16 protein-coding genes are annotated in these 18331 nt (G+C 73.7%); 14 read left to right on the plus strand and 2 right to left on the minus strand.

Going from position 1 to position 18331, the window contains the following annotated elements:
• The first annotated feature begins 29 nt into the window (after positions 1–29).
• The 7 genes from R3E88_18850 (at position 30) to secF (ending at position 6510) form a co-directional block, all read left to right on the plus strand.
• Entirely contained in the window at positions 30–455 is a 426-nt protein-coding gene (locus tag R3E88_18850; GenBank protein MEZ4218542.1) for a PTS sugar transporter subunit IIA, read from the plus strand.
• The gene (locus R3E88_18855) at positions 452–784 is read left to right on the plus strand and encodes an HPr family phosphocarrier protein (protein MEZ4218543.1); all 333 of its coding nucleotides are present in this window, start codon (positions 452–454) and stop codon (positions 782–784) included. Before R3E88_18850 ends, R3E88_18855 begins: the two co-directional genes overlap by 4 nt.
• A 265-nt stretch (positions 785–1049) precedes the next feature.
• A complete protein-coding gene (metK, locus tag R3E88_18860; GenBank protein ID MEZ4218544.1) occupies positions 1050–2213 on the plus strand; it encodes a methionine adenosyltransferase in 1164 nt (387 codons plus the stop codon).
• 296 nt (positions 2214–2509) lie between these two features.
• On the plus strand, positions 2510–3553 hold the full coding sequence (locus R3E88_18865; protein ID MEZ4218545.1) for a SpoIID/LytB domain-containing protein: 1044 nt from the start codon (positions 2510–2512) through the stop codon (positions 3551–3553).
• Positions 3550–3951 carry a preprotein translocase subunit YajC gene (gene yajC, locus R3E88_18870; protein MEZ4218546.1) on the plus strand — a complete coding sequence of 134 codons (402 nt, stop codon included), beginning with the start codon at positions 3550–3552 and terminating at the stop codon, positions 3949–3951. The genes R3E88_18865 and yajC overlap by 4 nt, the downstream gene beginning before the upstream one ends.
• A complete protein-coding gene (gene secD / locus R3E88_18875; GenBank protein ID MEZ4218547.1) occupies positions 3948–5528 on the plus strand; it encodes a protein translocase subunit SecD in 1581 nt (526 codons plus the stop codon). Before yajC ends, secD begins: the two co-directional genes overlap by 4 nt.
• 19 nt (positions 5529–5547) lie before the next feature.
• Positions 5548–6510, plus strand: a complete 963-nt coding sequence (gene secF / locus R3E88_18880; GenBank protein ID MEZ4218548.1) for a protein translocase subunit SecF — start codon at positions 5548–5550, stop codon at positions 6508–6510.
• A gap of 52 nt (positions 6511–6562) precedes the next feature.
• On the opposite strand, the gene R3E88_18885 is transcribed toward secF, so the two are convergent.
• Together R3E88_18885 and R3E88_18890 are read right to left on the minus strand one after the other, a co-directional pair.
• Positions 6563–7126: a polymer-forming cytoskeletal protein gene (locus tag R3E88_18885; protein ID MEZ4218549.1), complete on the minus strand. Its 564-nt coding sequence runs from the start codon at positions 7124–7126 to the stop codon at positions 6563–6565.
• 94 nt (positions 7127–7220) lie between these two features.
• On the minus strand, positions 7221–8888 hold the full coding sequence (locus R3E88_18890) for a TolC family protein (GenBank protein MEZ4218550.1): 1668 nt from the start codon (positions 8886–8888) through the stop codon (positions 7221–7223).
• Between the two features lie 149 nt (positions 8889–9037).
• Between R3E88_18890 and ispD the strand changes: the two genes are divergently transcribed.
• From ispD to R3E88_18925, 7 genes are all read left to right on the plus strand, one after another.
• Positions 9038–9805: a 2-C-methyl-D-erythritol 4-phosphate cytidylyltransferase gene (ispD, locus tag R3E88_18895; GenBank protein MEZ4218551.1), complete on the plus strand. Its 768-nt coding sequence runs from the start codon at positions 9038–9040 to the stop codon at positions 9803–9805.
• Positions 9802–10308 (plus strand): 2-C-methyl-D-erythritol 2,4-cyclodiphosphate synthase, encoded by a 507-nt coding sequence (gene ispF, locus R3E88_18900; GenBank protein MEZ4218552.1) that lies wholly within the window; start codon positions 9802–9804, stop codon positions 10306–10308. The genes ispD and ispF overlap by 4 nt, the downstream gene beginning before the upstream one ends.
• A complete protein-coding gene (gene cysS / locus R3E88_18905; GenBank protein ID MEZ4218553.1) occupies positions 10305–11747 on the plus strand; it encodes a cysteine--tRNA ligase in 1443 nt (480 codons plus the stop codon). The genes ispF and cysS overlap by 4 nt, the downstream gene beginning before the upstream one ends.
• Complete coding sequence (uvrB, locus tag R3E88_18910) at positions 11747–13759, plus strand: excinuclease ABC subunit UvrB (GenBank protein ID MEZ4218554.1); 2013 nt, start codon at positions 11747–11749, stop codon at positions 13757–13759. The genes cysS and uvrB overlap by 1 nt, the downstream gene beginning before the upstream one ends.
• 122 nt (positions 13760–13881) lie before the next feature.
• On the plus strand, positions 13882–15855 hold the full coding sequence (gene uvrC / locus R3E88_18915; protein MEZ4218555.1) for an excinuclease ABC subunit UvrC: 1974 nt from the start codon (positions 13882–13884) through the stop codon (positions 15853–15855).
• A gap of 143 nt (positions 15856–15998) precedes the next feature.
• Positions 15999–16928, plus strand: coding sequence for a TIGR02281 family clan AA aspartic protease (locus R3E88_18920; GenBank protein ID MEZ4218556.1), 930 nt, complete (start codon positions 15999–16001; stop codon positions 16926–16928).
• Positions 16929–17211: 283 nt separating this feature from the next.
• Complete coding sequence (locus R3E88_18925) at positions 17212–17700, plus strand: hypothetical protein (GenBank protein ID MEZ4218557.1); 489 nt, start codon at positions 17212–17214, stop codon at positions 17698–17700.
• Positions 17701–18331: the final 631 nt, after the last annotated feature.

Raw genomic sequence — 18331 nt, forward strand, 5'->3', positions numbered from 1 at the left:
CGGGCGTACCTGGGAAGGGACGAAGCGACATGGACATCGGCGTCGTCATCGTGACCCACTACCGCCTCGGGGAGGAGTTCCTCCAGGTGCTCGATCTCATCATCCCCGACGCGCCGCCGTTCCTCTCCGTGTCGGTCGACCCGAAGCGGCCGGTCGACGAGCTGCGCGCCGAGATCTCCCGCAAGCTGCGCCAGGCCGACACCGGCGACGGCGTCCTCGTGCTGACCGACATGTTCGGCGGCACGCCCTCGAACATCAGCCTCTCGTTCCACGACGAGCACCACGTCGAGGTCGTCACCGGGCTCAACCTCCCGATGCTCATCAAGCTCGCCACGCTGCGCGAGTCGAAGCCGCTCGAGGAGCTCGCGGCGATGATCCGCGAGTACGGGCGGCGCAACATCTCCGTCGCGAGCGAGCTGCTGCCGGGCGGCCGGCAGCGGGAGCAGAGTGCGTGAGCGCGCGCGATGTCCCGACGCCGCCGGGCGACGGTGCGGCGAACACGCCGGCCGGTGACGGCTGGGTGGAGGGCCGGTTCACCGTGCGCCGCGAGCTCGGTCTCCACGCGCGCCCGGCCGGCCAGCTCGTCGCGCTCGCCGCGAAGTTCCAGAGCGAGATCGAGGTGGGCATCGACGGGCGCTGGGTGAACGGCCGCAGCGTGCTGTCGATCCTCTCGCTCGCCGGCGTGCGCGGCACCGAGCTCGCGCTGCGCGCACGCGGCGCGGACGCCGCCGACGCGGTCGCCGCGCTCGGCGCGCTGATCGAAGCGCCGAGCGAGTCCGCCTAGCCGGGGGCGAGCCGCCGCGCCGCGCCTCGCGCGTGTCGGTGCGCTCGCGCGCGTCACGCGCACCTCGCCTCGCGGCACTCACGCGGGCGGAGCCTCTTTCCGCGGCCACGGGCGTGCGAGAGCGCGCGCGATTGAACCGCGGGGGCTCCCTGGTACAGTTCGCCGCCGTTCCGAACCCCCGGCGCACCGACGAACCCGCCCGGCCGGCCCCTGCCGCCGCGGGCGCGCGCGCTCGCTGCGCCGGACCGCTCCCGAGGAGGCATCGATGGCACCCCGCCGGTTCTTCACGTCCGAGTCCGTCTCGATGGGCCATCCGGACAAGCTCTGCGACCAGGTCTCGGACGCCGTCCTCGACGCCATCCTCGCGCAGGACGCGCGCGCGCGCGTCGCGTGCGAGACCGCGACGACGACCGGCCTCGTGATGATCCTCGGCGAGGTGACGACGACCGCGCAGGTCGACTACGCCGCGCTGATCCGCGGTGTCGTCGCCGACATCGGCTACACGAGCTCGGACATGGGCTTCGACGCCGCGACGTGCGCCGTGCAGATCGCGCTCGGCAAGCAGTCGCCCGACATCTCGCAGGGCGTCACCGAGGGCGAGGGGCTCCACAAGGAGCAGGGCGCCGGCGACCAGGGGATGATGTTCGGCTTCGCCTGCGACGAGACGCCCGAGCTGATGCCGGCGCCCATCCGCTACGCGCACCGCCTGATCGAGGAGCTGCGCGGCCAGCTCGAGTCCGGCGAGATCGAGTACCTGCGGCCCGATGCGAAGTCGCAGGTCACCGTGCAGTACGACGCGGACGATCGCCCGGTGCGCATCGACACCGTCGTCATCTCGACGCAGCACGCGCCCGACGTCTCCTGGGACCAGATCCGCAAGGACGTCATCGCGAAGGTGATCCGCCCGACGCTCCCCGGCGCGCTCGTCGACGACGACACGATCATCCACGTGAACCCGACAGGGCGCTTCGTGGTCGGCGGCCCGATGGGCGACGCCGGCCTCACCGGCCGCAAGATCATCGTCGACACGTACGGCGGGATGGGTCGCCACGGCGGCGGCGCGTTCTCGGGCAAGGATCCGTCGAAGGTCGACCGCAGCGCGGCCTACGCCGCGCGCTACGTCGCCAAGAACCTCGTGAAGGCCGGGGCGGCGCGCCGCTGCGAGGTGCAGCTCGCCTACGCGATCGGCGTCGCCGAGCCCGTGTCGATCCGCGTCGACACGTTCGGCACGAGCACGCTCGGGTTCGACGCGCTCGACCGCATCGTGCGCAAGCACTTCGACCTCACGCCGCGCGGCATCGACGAGATGCTGGACCTGCGCCGCCCGATCTACCGCGCCACCTCGTTCCACGGGCACTTCGGTCGCGAGGACCAGGGCTTCCCGTGGGAGGCGACCGACCGGGCCGACGCGATCCGGCGCGACCTCTAGGCCTCGCGTCGCGCGCGCTCCGCCGCGGCGGCCCGGGTTGCCGCGCGGCGGCGCGCGTGCGAAACGTCGCCCCGCGAAGGGGGAGCGCGGTGGAGAGCGAGGACGGTCCGACGGCGCGCCGCGGCGCGCGAGCGCACCGCGCGTCCGCCCCCGGCGCTCGCGTCCGCAGTGCATCGCGCGCGCGCACACCGCGCACCTCTCTCCAGGCTCTCGCGCGCGCCGTCGCGCTCCTCGTTGCGATCGCCTGCGCCGCGGCACTCGCCGCACCGCCCGCCGCGGCCGAGCCCGTCGTCCGCGTGCTGCTCGGGCGCACGCGCGGCTCGGCCGACGTGGTCGCGCCGGCGAGCGCGCGCCCGGGCGGCGGAGCGCGCACGCGCCTCGACGCCCGCACGCGCGCGTTCGCGCCGGCCGCGACCGGGCGCTACCGCGTCGACGTCGAGGGCCGCACGTTCGAGATCGACGGCACCGTGCGCGCGCGCGGCGAGGACGGCGTCCTCGCGGTCGTCGCCCACGTCGCGCTCGAGCGCTACGTCGAGGGGACGGTCGGTCGCGAGATGCCGGCGTCGTGGGAGCCCGAGGCGCTGCGCGCGCAGGCCATCGTGAGCCGGACGTTCGCACTCCGCGCGCTGCGCGAGCCCGCCGACCCGGACTGGGACCTCGAGGCGACGACGGCGAGCCAGGTGTTCGGCGGCGCGGCCGGCGTGACCGACTCCGTGCGGGAGGCGGTGCGGGCGACGCGCGGCGAGTACCTCGCCTTCGACGGCGCACCCATCCTCGCGTACTTCCACTCGGCGAGCGGCGGACGGACGGCCGCGAGCGAGGAGGTGTGGGGCCGGCCGGTCGCCTACCTGCCGAGCGTGGCCGTTCCGGACGAGGACGAGGCGCCGTCCACCTACTGGCGCGCCGCGGTCGCGCGCACCACACTCCGCCGGGCTCTGGAGGGGCTCGGCCTCGACGTGGGGCGGATCGAGGGCGTCCGCGTGGCCGAGCGCTGGCCGAGCGGGCGCGTCAAGCGCGTGGTCGTGCGCGGCGAGGGCGGGGAGCGGAACCTCTCCGGTCCGCTCTGGCGCGAGGCGCTCGGCCCGAACGTCGTGAAGAGCACGCTCTTCGAGCTACGCGATCGCGGCGACGACATCGTGCTCGTGGGCTCGGGCCACGGACACGGCGTCGGCATGAGTCAATGGGGCGCGAAGGGGATGGCGGCGCGCGGGGCGAGCCATCGGGAGATCCTCGCGACCTTCTATCCCGGTGCGACGCTCGAAGCGGCGCGCGCCGACTCGCGCGAACCGGCGGGCGCCCACGCGTCGCTGCCGCCGGTCGCGAGCGGAGGCGAACGATGAACGGCGCGACGGGCGGGCTCCCCGTGGTCGGCCACGGCCACGGCGAGGGGCTCGCGGGCGTCCTGCTGCAGGCGCAGCCCGCGCCCTTCGACCCGAGCTTCCTCTTCATGATGGGCTCGGTGTTCCTGATCTTCTACCTGCTCGTGTTCCGGCCGGAGAGCAAGCGGCGCAAGGAGCAGGAGGCGCAGATCAAGGCGGCGACGAAGGGCGACGAGATCACCACTTCCGGCGGCATCCGCGGCGTCATCTCGGGCGAGACCGACGACGTCGTCACGGTCGACATCGCGACGCTGAAGAGCGGCGAGCGCGTGCGCGTGAAGATCGCGCGCTCCTCGATCGCGAGCGTCGCGAAGGCGGATGCGGCGGACGGCGGCAAGAAGAAGGGAGGCGAGTCGTGAGCCTGCGCTGGCGCGCGATCTCGGTGGCGGTGCTGGTGGGCCTGTTCGGGTGGCTGACCGCCGCGAACTTCGTGTCGAAGGAGACGCGCGAGGCGAGCGCCTTCCTTCCGAACGAGCTGCTGCGCATGGGGCTCGACCTGCGCGGCGGCATCCACTGGGTGATCGGCGTCGACATGCAGCCCGCGCTCGAGCGCGAGTGCGGCGTGCTCGCGTCGAGCCTCGAGACGCGCTTCGGCGACGACGGCGTCGTCGGCGCGACCGCGACCTGCGTCGGCACGACGGTCCACGTCGCGATCGCGAGCCCCGACGCGCGCGCGAAGGTGGACGCGGCGATCGACGACTACTCCGTGCTCGACGTCGAGTCGTCCGCGGACGATTCGATCGACCTCGTGCTCGCCGCCCGGCGCGTGGAGGAGATGAAGGACCTCACGATGGCGCAGGTCCTCGAGGTGCTGCGCCGCCGCATCGACGACCCGCAGACCGGTATTCCGGAGTCCGTGGTGACGCGGCAGGGCGAGGACCGCGTGCTCGTGCAGATCCCGGGCGGCCTCGTCGATCGCGACAGCGCCTACCGGCTGCTCGAGTCGACCGCCTTCCTCGAGTTCAAGATCGTCGAGGACGCCGCGGAGACCGACGAGCTGCTGCTCGCGAAGTACCCGGACGGCCTTCCCGACGACAAGATGATCGTGCACGAAGAGGATCCGGAGACGAAGAAGCCGATCGTCTCGTACCTCGTCGCGAAGCAGGCTCCGATCACCGGGCAGTACCTCGCAGACGCGCGCGTCGGCTTCGACAACCGACAGCGCCCCGAGGTGGAGTTCTCGTTCGACAACGAGGGCGGGAAGCTCTTCGGCGACCTCACCGAGAAGAACATCGAGCGCCAGCTCGCGATCATCCTCGACGACCGCGTCTACAGCGCGCCGACGGTGCAGAGCCGCATCTCGACGCGCGGCCGCATCACGGGACGCTTCTCGGCGAAGGAGGCCGCCGACCTCGCGGTGATCCTGCGCGCGGGCTCGCTCGCCGTGCCGGTCGAGATCCTCGAGGAGCGCACCGTCGGTCCGGCGCTCGGCCAGGACTCGATCGACAGCGGCGTGCGCGCGTCGATCGTCGGCCTGCTGCTCGTAGTGGCCTTCGCGATCGGGTACTACAGGCTCTCCGGCGGCTACGCGAGCATCGCGCTCGCCGCGAACCTCGTGATGCTGCTCGGGCTCATGTCGCTCACCAAGGCGACGCTCACGCTGCCGGGCATCGCCGGGCTCGTGCTCACGATCGGCATGGCGATCGACGCCAACGTGATCATCTTCGAGCGCATCCGCGAGGAGATCCGCGAGGGGCGGGCGACGCGCGCCGCGATCGCGACGGGCTTCAACAAGGCGCTCTGGACCGTGCTCGACGCGAACATCACGACGCTCATCACGGGCATCATCCTGTTCCAGTACGGCACGGGTCCGATCAAGGGCTTCGCCGTCACCCTGTGCGTCGGCATCGTGACGAGCGTCTTCACGGCGCTGGTCGTCACGAGGATCCTGTTCCAGCTCCACCCCGGCGACCGGCCGCAGCCGCTGTCCATCTAGCGGGCGCGAGGAGACGACGGTGTTCGAGATCATTCCGCACGGAACCCACCTCGACTTCATCGGGAAGGCGCGGCTCTGCGTCGCGATCTCGCTCGCGATGGTCGCCGCGAGCGTCGTGGCCGTGTTCGTCGTCGGGGTCCACCTCGGAATCGACTTCGCGGGCGGCACGGAGCTCCACGCGAAGTTCGCGAGCGCGCCGGTCGACGAGGGCCGCGTGCGCGACGTCGTGAACGGCGTTCCGGGCCTGAAGGACGTGTCCGTCGTGCGCTTCGGCGGCGCGGAGGACAACGAGTTCCTGATCCGCTTCCAGAACGTGGCGGACGAGGCCGACGCGGCGGCGGCGGGGTCGACGGACGCCGACGAGCGGCTCCGGGCGGATCGCGTGTCGTCGGTCGAGCGCGCGCTCTCGGGCGCGATCGGCGGCTACGAGCGGCAGAGCGTCGACTTCGTCGGGCCGCGCGTCGGCTCCGAGCTGCGCGCCGACGGCTTCAAGTCGATCGGCCTCGCGATGCTGCTGATCATGATCTACATCGCGTTCCGCTTCAGCTCGCGATTCGCGCCCGGCGCCGTGGTCGCCGTCTTCCACGACCTCATCATCACGGCGGGCATCTTCGTGATGCTGGGCTACGAGTTCGACCTGCGCATCCTCGCCGCGATGCTCGCGATCCTCGGCTACAGCCTGAACGACACGATCATCATCTACGACCGCATCCGCGAGAACCTCGAGGCGCGCACCTCGCGCGATCTCGCGGCCGTGCTGAACGAGAGCGTGAACCAGACGCTGTCGCGCACCGTGCTCACGTCGGGCACGACGCTGATCGCCGTGCTCGCGCTGGCCGTGCTCGGCGGCGAGGTGATCCGGCCGTTCGCGGTCGCGATGCTGATCGGCGTCTTCGTCGGCACGTACTCGTCGATCTACATCGCCGCGCCGACGCTGATGCTGCTCGAGGCGCGCGCGGCGCGCCGCGCGAAGGCGGGCTGAGCGCGACGGACGGCGCCGCCGCGCGCAGCCGTCCGTCCGCGCGCTCGCGCGTTCAGCCCTTCGCGGGCGGCGTCGCGGGCGGAGCCGCGGTCGGCGGCGTCCCGCTCGCGGCGCGCGCGAGCGACTTCGCCGAATCCGGCTGCGCCTTCGTCATCTCGACGGCGCCGTTCAGCACCGCGCCCTCGGCGATCACGAGCTTCGGCGTGTGGATGTCGCCCTCGACGCTCGCGGTCGCCTCGAGCACGACGCGCTCCGTCGCCGTGATGTTGCCCGTCACGTGCCCGACGACGACGACCGCCTTCGCGTAGAGCTGCGCCTGCGCGCGGCCCGTCTGCCCGATCGTCAGCACGTGGTTCGCGAGCTGGATGCCGCCCTCGACCTGGCCCTCGATCTGGAGGTCCTCGTCGCCCGTGAGATCGCCCTTGAACACGATCGACTTGCCGATGTTCGCCACGCTGCCCCCCGTCCTCGTCGCCGCGGCGACGTGGCCGCCGGCGTCCTGTGCGATGCGCTGCTCCGGCGCCGAGCCCTCGCTCCGCGCCGCTCCGCCCGCCGGCGCGGGCACGGCGCCCGCGCGCGGTGCGTCGGCCTCGCGCCGCCCTCCGAACAAGCTCACGACGAAACCCCTCCGCGCGCCGCGCCGGCGCGCCGCGCGACCCTACCACCGCCGGGCCGCACCGCGGGTGTGAGCGCGATCACGCCGAGGTCGATCAGCGCAGCTCCCGCACGTCGTCGATCACGACGTTGCGCGCCTCGAGGATCGTCCCCTGGGCGCGGAGCAGGCTGGCCTCGGACGTGTGGTACTGCTGGAGGGCGGAGATCTTCTGGCTCTCGGCGTCGACGAGGTCCCGTTCGCGCTGCAGCACCTCGAAGGGAGTCGACTCGCCGTGCTCGAGCCGCACGCGCTCGGCGCGCAGCTGCTCGGCCGCGGCCGCGCGCCGGCGCTCGGCGGCCTCGATGCGCTGCTGGGCCGAGAGCAGGTCGCGCGCGCCGTTTCGCACCTCGAGGATGATCGACTGCCGGAGACGCCGAAGCTGGGTGGAGGCCCGGCGCAGCTCGAGTGCGGCACGCGACGCGTCGTGGCGGCCCGAGACGTTCCCGAGCGGGAACGAGAGCACGCCTCGCACGGTCCACTGGTCGCCGCCGCGCGACCCGAAGAAGTCGTCGTTCGCATCGCCGACGCCGCTGCCGGTCGGCGGAATGGTGATCGTCTCGTCGCCGATCACCAACGGATCCTCGCGCAGGTTCGGAATCGTGTTGCCCGCGCCGCGGAGGCCCGTCACGCCGTAGCTCCCCTGCACGTCGAGCTGGGGCAGCCGCTGGTTGCGTGCGAAGCGAAGCTGCACTTCGCGGAGCTCGACCTCGTGCTCGGCGCTCTGGATCTCGGGGCGGTTCTCGAAGGCGCGGTCGACGGCGTTGGCGACGTCGACCTCGTACGCGACGAAGGCGTCGGGACTGTCGGTGGGCTCCACGTGGAGCATCGAGATGGCCGTGAGATGGGGGCCGAGCACGCGATCGATCAGCTCGTCCTGCGCGGCGCGATGGGCGTTCTCCGCCTCGATGAACGCGACCTCGCGCTCCGCGACGCCGGCTTCGGCCTCGACGACCTCGACGCGCGACACGACGCCGACCTCGTACTGCGTCTCCACCTGCTCGAGCAGCGCGCGCGCCGTGTCGAAGCTCTTGGCGGCGACGCGCTCCTGCTCCGCGCGAGCGACGAGCGTCCAGTAGGCCGCCTCGATGCCCTGCGTCGTGTCCATCACGCTCTTGCGGAAGTCCTCCTGCGCGGCGCCGAGGCGCTCCTGCGAGACGCGTACGTTGGTCCAGGCCTGGTTCCAGACGAGGTTCTTGAGGAGAGGAACGGACCCGCTGAACGTGAGCCCCGAGTCGTACTGCGGGCTGTTCGAGGCGAAGATCGCGTTGACGGTCGTGTCGGAGGCGGCGTAGTCGATCGCGTAGGTCGCGTTGAGGAACGGGAGGAGGCCCGCGACTCCCGCCGATCCGTCGGTGATGTCCCGCTCGTCGAAGGGGACGCCCGAGAGCGCGTTGCCGGCGGGCAGCGAGCTCTCGCTGCGGCCGATCTCGCCCGTGGCGCGCGGATCGTAGGCTCCCCACGAGCTTCGATAGCTCTCCTCCGCGATGAGCGGAGAGAAGCGCTGGATCTCGACGTCGAGGTTGTTCTCGAGCCCCATCGCGATCGCGTCGGCGAGCGACAGGCGGAGCGAGCCGTGCAGAGTCGGCGCACCGCTCTCCGACGCGGCGGGCTCCGTCGCCGCGTCGCTCTCGGCGCGGCCCGGCGACGCGAGCGTCACGGTCGACGCGAGCGCCGCGGTGAACGCGAGGCGGAAGGGGGCGGACGAGCGAGCGCGGCGGCCCATGGCGGACTCCTCTGGATGGCGCAGGGCGCGGACTCTACCGGATCGCGCGGGCAGCGTGCGCTTTGCGGTGCGATGACGGGGGCTTCGGCGCGAAGCGGCGAGGGCAGGGCCGCGCGGGTGCGCCTATCCTCCGGCGCATGCCGACAGCAGTGGCAGCGATCGTCCTCGGCGCGGGGCGGGGCGAGCGGCTCGGGCACGCGCTCCCGAAGGCCTTCGTGCCGGTGGCGGGCGCTCCCGTGATCGCGCGTGCCATCGAGCGCATCGGGGCCGCGCGCGGCGTGTCGCACATCGTCGCGGTCGTGCCCGCGGCCGACGTCGCGCGGTTCGAGGCGATCGCGGACGCGGCGCGACGTGCGGAACCGCCCGCGGACGCCGCGAGCCGCGCAGCGACACGGGCGGCGAGCCGCACCGTGTGGTCGCGCGTCGCGCCGGCCGTTCCGGGCGGGGCCGAGCGCCAGGACTCGGTGGCCTGCGGTCTCGCGGCGCTCCCGGACGGCGTCGAGCTCGTCGCCGTGCACGACGCGGCGCGGTGCCTCGTCGACCCGGAAGACGTCGAGCGCGCGATCGAGGCGGCGCGCGCGACGGGCGCCGCGCTGCTCGCCGCGCGCGCGACCGACACGATCAAGCTCGTCGACGGCGGCGTCGTCGTCCGGACGCCGCCGCGCGCGACGTGCTTCGCCGCGCAGACGCCGCAGGTCTTCCGCGCGGACGTCCTGCGCGAGGCGCACGCGAAGGCGCGCGCGGACGGGTTCCTCGGGACGGACGACGCCGAGCTCGTCGAGCGGCTCGGCGTCGCCGTGCGCGTCGTCGAGGCCCGCGCGCCGAACCCGAAGCTCACGCACGCGGCCGACCTGGCCGTGGCCGAGCAGTGGCTCGCGCGCGGCGACGCGGCGCGCGCGCCCGAGGGCGCGCGATGAGGCCGCTGCGCATCGGGCAGGGCTTCGACGCCCATCGGCTCGTCGCCGGACGCGCGCTCTGGCTCGGCGGCGTCGAGGTGCCGCACGACCGCGGCCTCGAGGGGCACTCGGACGGCGACGCGCTCCTGCACGCGATCGCCGACGCCATTCTCGGCGCGCTCGGCGCGGGCGACCTCGGCGCGCACTTCCCGTCGAGCGACGAGAGCCTGCGCGGCGCGGCGAGCAGCGAGCTCCTGCTCGAGGTCGTGCGCGCGATGCGGCGCGCGCGCTACCGCGTCGGGAACGTGGACGCGACGGTGATCGCGCAGGCCCCGCGGCTCGCGCCGCACCAGCCGGCGATGCGCGCGCGCGTGGCCGCGCTGCTCGAGACGCGCGAGGACGACGTCAACATCAAGGTCACGAGCACGGATCGGCTCGGCGCGTTCGGCCGCGAGGAGGGCATCGCGGCCACGGCCGTCGTCCTGCTCGAGGCGACGCCGACCAAGTTCAAGAGGCCCCGGTGAGCGATTCCTCTCCCCCGTCCACGCCGTCCGCCCCGCCGACGCTCGTGGTCTACGACACGGCCGCGCGCCGCAAGCGCGCGTTCGAGCCGCTCGAGCCCGGACGCGTGCGCATGTACAGCTGCGGTCCGACCGTCTATGCGCCGCAGCACGTCGGGAACATGCGGCCCTACGTGTTCGCGGACGTGCTGAAGCGGACGCTGCGCATGCTCGGCTACGCCGTCACGCACGTCGTCAACATCACCGACGTCGGACACCTCACCGACGACGCGGATGCGGGCGAGGACAAGATGGAGGTCGCGGCCAGGAAGGCGGGGCTGCGCGCCGCCGACATCGCCGCCCGCTACACGGAGGAGTGGCAGCGCGACGTCGAGCGCCTGCACTGCCTGCCGCCGGACGTGCTGTGCAGGGCGAGCGAGCACATCCCGGAGCAGATCGAGCTCGCCCTCGCGCTCGAGCGCGGCGGCTACACGTACCGGCTCGAGGACGGCCTCTACTTCGACACGTCGAAGTTCGAACGCTATGCGGCGTTCGCGCGGCTCGACCTCTCCGGGCAGGAGGCCGGCGCGCGCATCGGCGAGGTGGCGGGCAAGCGCAACCCCGCCGACTTCGCGCTGTGGAAGTTCGCGGAGCCGGGCGTCGCGCGGCAGCAGGAGTGGGAGTCGCCGTGGGGGCGCGGCTTCCCCGGCTGGCACCTCGAGTGCTCGGCGATGAGCACGAAGTACCTCGGTCGGCAGTTCGACATCCACACCGGCGGCGAGGACCACGTTCCCGTGCACCACACCAACGAGATCGCGCAGAGCGAGTGCGCGCTCGGCGTGCATCCGTGGGTCCGCTACTGGATGCACAACGCCTTCCTCGACTTCGGCGGCGAGAAGATGTCGAAGTCGAAGGGCCACGTGCTCGTGCTCCAGACGCTCGTCGACGAAGGCATCGAGCCGCTCGCGTACCGCATGTTCCTGCTGCAGGCGGTGTACCGGATGCCGCAGAGCTTCAAGCGCGAAGCGATCCGCGCGGCGCAGAAGAGCTGGCAGCGCCTGCGCGCGGCGGCGGCCGCGACGCTCGGCGCGGCGGGCGAGGGCGACCCCGCCGCGCGCGACGCGTACCGCGCCGAGTTCCGCGCGGCCCTCTGCGACGACCTCAACACGCCGCGCGCGCTCGCCGTGGCGTTCGAGGTGGCGCGGAGCGGAGCGCTCGCCGACGTCGACAAGCGCGCGCTGCTGCTCGAGTTCGACGAGGTGCTCGGGCTCGGGCTCGCCGAGGCGCGGCCCGAGTCCGAGGCGGGCGAGAGCGACCCGCGCATCGACGCGCTGCTCGAGGAACGCCGAGCGGCCCGCGCCTCGCGGGACTTCGCGACCGCCGACCGCATCCGCGACGAGCTCGCGGCCGAGGGCGTCGAGATCGTCGACGGGCCCGACGGCTCGCGCTGGCGGCGGCGCTAGTGCGCGCGACGCGCGAGAAGCGCTCCTTCGAGCTCGTCTCGGAGTACACGCCGCAGGGCGACCAGCCGCAGGCGATCGAGCAGCTCGTCGAGGGCGTGCGGCGCGGCGAGGAGCACCAGACGCTGCTCGGCGTCACCGGCTCGGGCAAGACGTTCTCGATCGCGTGCGCGGTCGCGCGGCTCGATCGACCGACGCTCGTGATGTCGCCCAACAAGACGCTCGCCGCGCAGCTCTACGCGGAGTTCAAGGAGCTCTTCCCGCGCAACGCCGTCGAGTACTTCGTCTCGTACTACGACTACTACCAGCCCGAGGCGTACATCCCCTCCTCGGACACGTACATCGAGAAGGACTCGTCGATCAACGACGAGATCGACAAGCTCCGGCACTCGGCGACGCACTCGTTGCTGACGCGCACCGACGTGCTGGTGGTGGCGAGCGTGTCGTGCATCTACGGCCTCGGCGCGCCGGAGAACTACGGCGACATGTACGTGTTCGTCGAGGCCGGCCAGCCGCTCGTGCGCGACGACCTCCTGCGTCAGCTCGTCGACCTGCAGTACGCGCGCAACGACCACGACTTCCACCGAGGCACGTTCCGCGTCCGGGGCGACGTCGTCGAGATCTTCCCGCAGTACGAGGCCGAACGCGCGATCCGCGTCGAGTTCTTCGGCGACGAGGTCGACGCGATCGCCGAGATCGACCCGCTGCGGGGCAAGGTCCTCGCGCGACCGAAGCGCGCGATGGTGTTCCCGGCCAGCCACTACGTGGCGACCGGCGATCGCATCCGCGAGGCGATCGTCGGCATCCAGGAGGAGCTCGGCGAGCGCCTCGAGCACTTCCGCCGCGAGAACAAGCTGCTCGAGGCGCAGCGGCTCGAGCAGCGAACGATGTACGACATCGAGATGCTGCAGGAGATGGGCTTCTGCCACGGCGTCGAGAACTACTCGCGCTTCCTCGACGGCCGCGCGCCCGGCGAGACGCCGTACACGCTCTACGACTACCTGCCCGAGGACACGCTCGTCGTGCTCGACGAGAGCCACATCGCCGTGCCGCAGATCGGCGGGATGTACCGCGGCGACCGCGCGCGCAAGGAGACGCTCGTCGAGTACGGCTGGCGGCTGCCGTCGGCGCTCGACAATCGCCCGCTGCGCTTCGAGGAGTGGGAGGAGCGCGCCGGACAGCGCATCTACGTCTCGGCGACGCCCGCCGACTACGAGCTCGAGCGCTGCGCCGGCGTCGTCGTCGAGCAGATCATCCGGCCGACCGGGCTCATGGACCCGGAGGTCGAGGTCCGGCCGGCGAGCGGGCAGGTCGACGACCTGCTCGGCGAGATCCGCGGCGTCGTCGCGAAGGGGCACCGCGTGCTCGTCACGACGCTCACCAAACGGATGGCCGAGGAGCTCACCGAGTACTACGCGGACCTCGGCATCCGCATCCGCTATCTGCACAGCGACATCGACACCGTCGAGCGCATGGAGATCATCCGCGAGCTGCGCGAGGGCGGCTACGACGTGCTCGTCGGCATCAACCTGCTGCGCGAGGGCCTCGATATCCCGGAGGTCGCGCTCGTCGGGATCCTCGACGCGGACAAGGAGGGCTTCCTGCGCTCCGGTCGCTCGCTGATCCAGACGATCGGGCGCGCCGCCCGCAACGTCGAGGGGCGGGTGATCCTGTACGCCGACCAGCGGACCGACTCGATCGACCGCACGCTCGCCGAGACCGCGCGCCGCCGCGAGGTGCAGGCCGCGTACAACCGCGAGCACGGCATCACGCCGAGGAGCGTCGTCAAGAAGATCTCGAGCCTGCGCGACTCGATCTGGGAGCAGGACTACGTCACGGTCCGCCGCGGCGACGAGCGCACCGAGCCCGCCGTGCCGCGCCACGAGCTGCCGAAGCTCCTCGCCGCGCTGCGCAAGGAGATGGGCGAGGCCGCCGCAGCCCTCGACTTCGAGCGCGCCGCCGACCTCCGCGACCGCATCCGCGCCCTCGAAGAGGACCGCATCCGCAACACCTAGCATGGGCGCGGCCGGGGCCCGGACGGGGTCGCGGCGCGGCGATCGACCCTTCCCCCCGCGTGCACGCGCGCCGGGGTCGGTCGCGGCGCGGCGGCGAGCGGCGCGCGGGCTAGGGTTGGGGCGTGGGGACGTCGCTCGCAGAGAGGGTGGAGGGCCTGCCGACCGGGCCCGGCGTGTACCTGTTCAAGAACGGGCGCGGGACGGTGCTCTACGTCGGCAAGGCGCAGAACCTGCGCGCGCGCGTCAAGCAGTACGTCGGCGGCGGTGACGGTCGGATCCGGATCCCCGCGCTGATGGAGCGCGCCGCGGACGTCGACGTGCTGGTCACGCCGACGGTGAAGGACGCGCTGCTGCTCGAGAACGAGCTGATCAAGCGCCACCGCCCGCGCTTCAACGTCCGGCTGCGCGACGACAAGCAGTACCTCGCGCTGCGTCTCGACCCGCGCGAGGCGTGGCCCCGCCTGCGCGAGGTGCGGAAGTTCGCGCGCGACGGTGCCGAGTACTTCGGGCCGTACACGTCGAGCGTCGCGATGCGCACCGCGCTGTCGAATCTGCGGCGGCTCTTCCCGCTGCGCTCGTGCAGCGAGGGCACGTTCAAGGACTACGCCCGCCGCGGCCGCCCCTGCATCGAGTACGAGATGAAGCGCTGCCTCGGGCCGTGCTGCGGGCTCGTCGACGAGAGCGCCTATGCCGAGCTCGTGCGCGGCACGGCGCTGTTCCTGCGCGGCCGCTCGGACGAGCTCGTCGAGCGACTGCGGGCGCGCATGCAGCGCGCCGCGGAGAGCGAGGACTTCGAGGAGGCGGCCCGTCTGCGCGATCGCATCGCGGACGTCGAGCGCACGGTCGAGCGCCAGCAGATCGTCGTGGAGAAGCCGGTCGAGCGCGACGTGTTCGCGGTCGCGCGGCGGGGAGGCGAGGTCGCCGTGCAGGTGATGCACGTGCGCGAGGGGCGCGTCGTCGGCGCCGAGGACTTCGCGTTCAGCGACGTCGCGATCGACGACGGCGAGCTGCTCTCGAGCTTTCTCGGCCAGTACTACGGGAGCGGCGGCGAGGAGGACGCGCGCGCCGTGCCGCGAGAGCTGCTGTGCAGCGCGGAGATCGACGACGCCGACGCGCTCGGCGAGTGGCTGTCCGAGAAGAGCGCGCGCCGGGTGCGCGTCCGCCAGCCGCGCCGCGGCGCGGCGCGCGAGCTCGCCGCGCTCGCCGCGCGCAACGCCGAGCTCGCGCTCGAGCGCCGGCTCGCGGAGCGCGAGAGCGTCGACGCGACGCTCGCCGAGCTGCGCGACGCGTGTGCGCTGCGCGCGCTGCCGCGCCGCATCGAGTGCTACGACGTGTCGACGCTGCAGGGGACCCTCGCCGTCGCGAGCCGCGTCGCGTTCGTCGACGGCGTGCCCGACAAGGCGGGCTACCGCCGCTACCGGATCCGCGAGGCGCTCGCGGGCGACGACTACGCCTGCCTCCGCGAGGTGCTCGGGCGCCGGCTCGCGCGCGCCGGGAGCGAGCCGCTGCCCGATCTCCTGATGGTCGACGGCGGGCGCGGCCAGCTCGGCGTCGCGGGCGCCGCGCTCGCGGACGCGGGGCTCGACGTCGACGCGCTCGGCATCGCCAAGGAGCGGGACGACGCGAGCCCCTCGACGCGCGTGAAGCGCTCGGGCGGGCTCAAGGCCGAGCGCGTGTTCCTGCCGAACCGAGCGAACCCGGTGATGCTCGCGCCGAGCTCGAAGGCGCTGCTGCTCCTGCAGCGCGTGCGCGACGAGTCGCACCGGTTCGCGATCGAGTACCAGCGCGAGCTCCGCTCGAAGGCGAACTTCACGTCGATCCTCGAGGAGCTCCCGGGCATCGGGCCGCGCAAGCGCCGCGCGCTGCTCGAGGGGCTCGGCTCGCTGCGCGCGGTGCGCGCGGCCTCGGTCGACGAGCTCGCCGCGCTGCCCGGCATCTCGCGGCGCGACGCCGGGCTCGTGCACCGGTTCTTCCGAGCGGGCGGGGAAGGGGCGGCCGCGGAGCGCGACGCGGGCGCGAGCGAGACGGGCGGCGGCGCCGTCGGGGCCGGCGACGGGGCCGGCGACTCCGACGGCGCGCCGTCGGGCCGCACCTAGCCACGCCGCGCTCCGTCGGCGGGCTGCACGCCGCGGGTCGCGCGCCTCCGCGCCCGCGCGGCCCGGCGGGAGCTGCGCACGGGGCGCGGCCCGCGTGCGCGCGCGGCGTCAAGGGGCGCGGCGCCGCGGCCGATGGGGCGCGCATGCCGACCGGTTCCGCGCTCCGCCACGCCGCGCACCCGACTCGCCGCCGCCGCCGCCGGCGCGCGCTCGCGCTCGCCGCGGCCCTCGCGGTCGCGCTCGCGGCCGGCGATGCGGGCGCGATCTACAAGTGGGTCGACGAGAGCGGTCGCATGCACTTCGCGCAGGAGCTCCACCAGGTTCCGCCCGCCCATCGCGCGCAGGCCGAGGCGAACGCCGCGAAGGGGAGCGCGGGCGCGAGTCGCATCCAGACGTATTCGCCGCCGCCGCCGGCGAGCCGAGCGCCGCGCGCGGCGGGTAGCGCGCCGGCGAGCGCCTCGTCGCTCGTCGTCCACCGCATCCGCGTCGAGCGCGCGGGCACGATGATGCGCGTGAACGTGCGCATCAACGGCTCCGTCACGGCGCCGTTCTACATCGATACCGGCGCGTCCGACGTCGCCATCCCGCGCAAGGTGGTCGAGCAGGCCGGCGTCGACCTCGCGGGCGCGCGCACCGGCGTGTACAGCACCGCGAACGGCATGATCGAGGTGCCGCTCGTCACGCTCGACTCCGTCGAGCTCGGCGGCGCGCGGGCCGAGCAGGTGCCGGCCGCCGTGAGCGACGCCATGGAGATCGGCCTGCTCGGCCTGTCGTTCTTCAACCGCTTCCAGTACAGCATCGATCCCGCGAGCGGCATCGTGACGCTCACGGAGAACGGCCTCGAGCAGCAGGGGCACATCCGCGGCGGCCGCTCGGCCGCCCAGTGGCGCGCCGAGTTCGCGCAGCTCGCCGACCGCCGCGTCGCGATCGAGGCCGAGATCGAGCGGACGCCGTCGAGCCACACGCGCGAGCACGAGCGCCTCCAGCAGCTGCTCGGCGAGGTCGAGCGGCAGTACGCCCTCCTCGAGGGCGAGGCCGACGACGCGAAGGTGCCCTTCGCCTGGCGCGACTGAGGGAGCGCGCGGCGCTCCGCGCGCCGGGCTCCCGCTCGCGCCATCGCGCGCTCGAAGCGCACCGGTCCGGGCGGCGCCTCCGCGCGCTCGAATCGTTCCCCGCCGTTCCACTCCCGGCGCGCCGGAGCGCCCGCGCGGCGCGCGTCGCGAGCGGGCGAACCGTCGCGCGGCAGCGGGCTTGGCGCCGCGCCTGCGCGCGGCCTGCCCGTGGCATCGATCTTGCTCCTCCTCCGCGCGACGCCGGGATCGGGCCCGCGCGCACGACGGACGACGGAAGAGGACGATGCGGAGCAAGCGGGACGGAAGCGGAGCGGAGACCCTCGATGACGACGGCCGGCGCGATCGCGAGGAGGCCGGCGTCGACAGCGAAGTGGGGGGCGAGCTGGACGCGTCGGGCGCGACGGCGACGGCCGGCGCGGGCGACGCCGAGCGCGACGCGCTCGAGGCGCGCGTGCGCGAGGACCTCGAGCGCGAGGGCGTGCTCGGTGACGAGGGGACGCGCCTCGCGAGTGCCGTCGTCGACGCACTGCTCGCCTCCGGTCCCGACGGCTATGCCGACCTGCTGCGCGGCATCCGACTCGCGCACCAGGTGCGGACCGACGCCGCCGCCGACCTCGCGCGCTCGCACCGCGAGCTGCGCCAGCTCGATCGTCTGATGCGCGGCTTCGCGACCGAGCTCCGCAAGCTCGACGAGGTGGTCGAGGTGCTGTCGGCCTACCTGCGCCGCATGCGGACGACGGCGGGCGAAGCGACGCGCCACACGCTCCACTGACGGACGCGCGACGACCGCCGCTTCGTTAGGCTGGGCGCTCTCCGGTCCCGCGGAGCCCGGCGCCGATGCGCCGCCCGCGTCCCCTCGCGTGCATCGCGCTCGCGCAGGCGCTCGCGATCGCCGCGGTCGATCGCGCGCCGGCGCTCGCGCCCTCCCGCCGGGTCGCCGCATTCGCCGCACTCGCCGCACTCGCGGCCGCTGCGCTGGCGGCACGGCCTCGCCGCGCGCCGCGGCGTGCGCGTCGGCGCACGCGCCGCGCGCGCGCTCCTCGGCGCGCCGAAGGAGCTCCGGTCGCGCGCGGGGAGAGCGCGCGGCGCGATCGCCGTCGCCGCGCTCGCGGCCGCGCTCGCGTCGGCGAGCGTCCACGGCGCGCGCCTCGCCGACGCGGCGCGCGACGCGGCGCGCATGCCCGACGACCTCGGTCGTGTTCGATGCCTGCGTCGCGGCGCGGCGCGCGCGCGCGACCACGGACGCGGTCGAGCTCGCCGGCCTGCGGCGCGTGCAGGGCGACGTTCCTCTGCCGTCGCGCGCGCTCTGGTACGTCGACGCGCGCGCACGCGGCATCGCGCCCGGCGCGTGCGCATGCGCGCGCGCCTCGTCGCGATTCGCGGACGTCGCAACCCGGCGCGCC

The organism is Myxococcota bacterium (genome assembly GCA_041389495.1).
Lineage (GTDB): Bacteria > Myxococcota_A > UBA9160 > UBA9160 > UBA4427 > JAWKRT01.

Excerpts from the sequence above, each read along its gene's own strand:
- ispF (MEZ4218552.1), top strand. The coding sequence starts at position 9,802 with ATGAGGCCGCTGCGCATCGGGCAGGGCTTCGACGCCCATCGGCTCGTC.
- metK (MEZ4218544.1), top strand. The coding sequence starts at position 1,050 with ATGGCACCCCGCCGGTTCTTCACGTCCGAGTCCGTCTCGATGGGCCAT.
- R3E88_18850 (MEZ4218542.1), top strand. The coding sequence starts at position 30 with ATGGACATCGGCGTCGTCATCGTGACCCACTACCGCCTCGGGGAGGAG.
- yajC (MEZ4218546.1), top strand. The coding sequence starts at position 3,550 with ATGAACGGCGCGACGGGCGGGCTCCCCGTGGTCGGCCACGGCCACGGC.
- R3E88_18920 (MEZ4218556.1), top strand. The coding sequence starts at position 15,999 with ATGCCGACCGGTTCCGCGCTCCGCCACGCCGCGCACCCGACTCGCCGC.
- R3E88_18890 (MEZ4218550.1), bottom strand. The coding sequence starts at position 8,888 with ATGGGCCGCCGCGCTCGCTCGTCCGCCCCCTTCCGCCTCGCGTTCACC.
- R3E88_18925 (MEZ4218557.1), top strand. The coding sequence starts at position 17,212 with ATGCGGAGCAAGCGGGACGGAAGCGGAGCGGAGACCCTCGATGACGAC.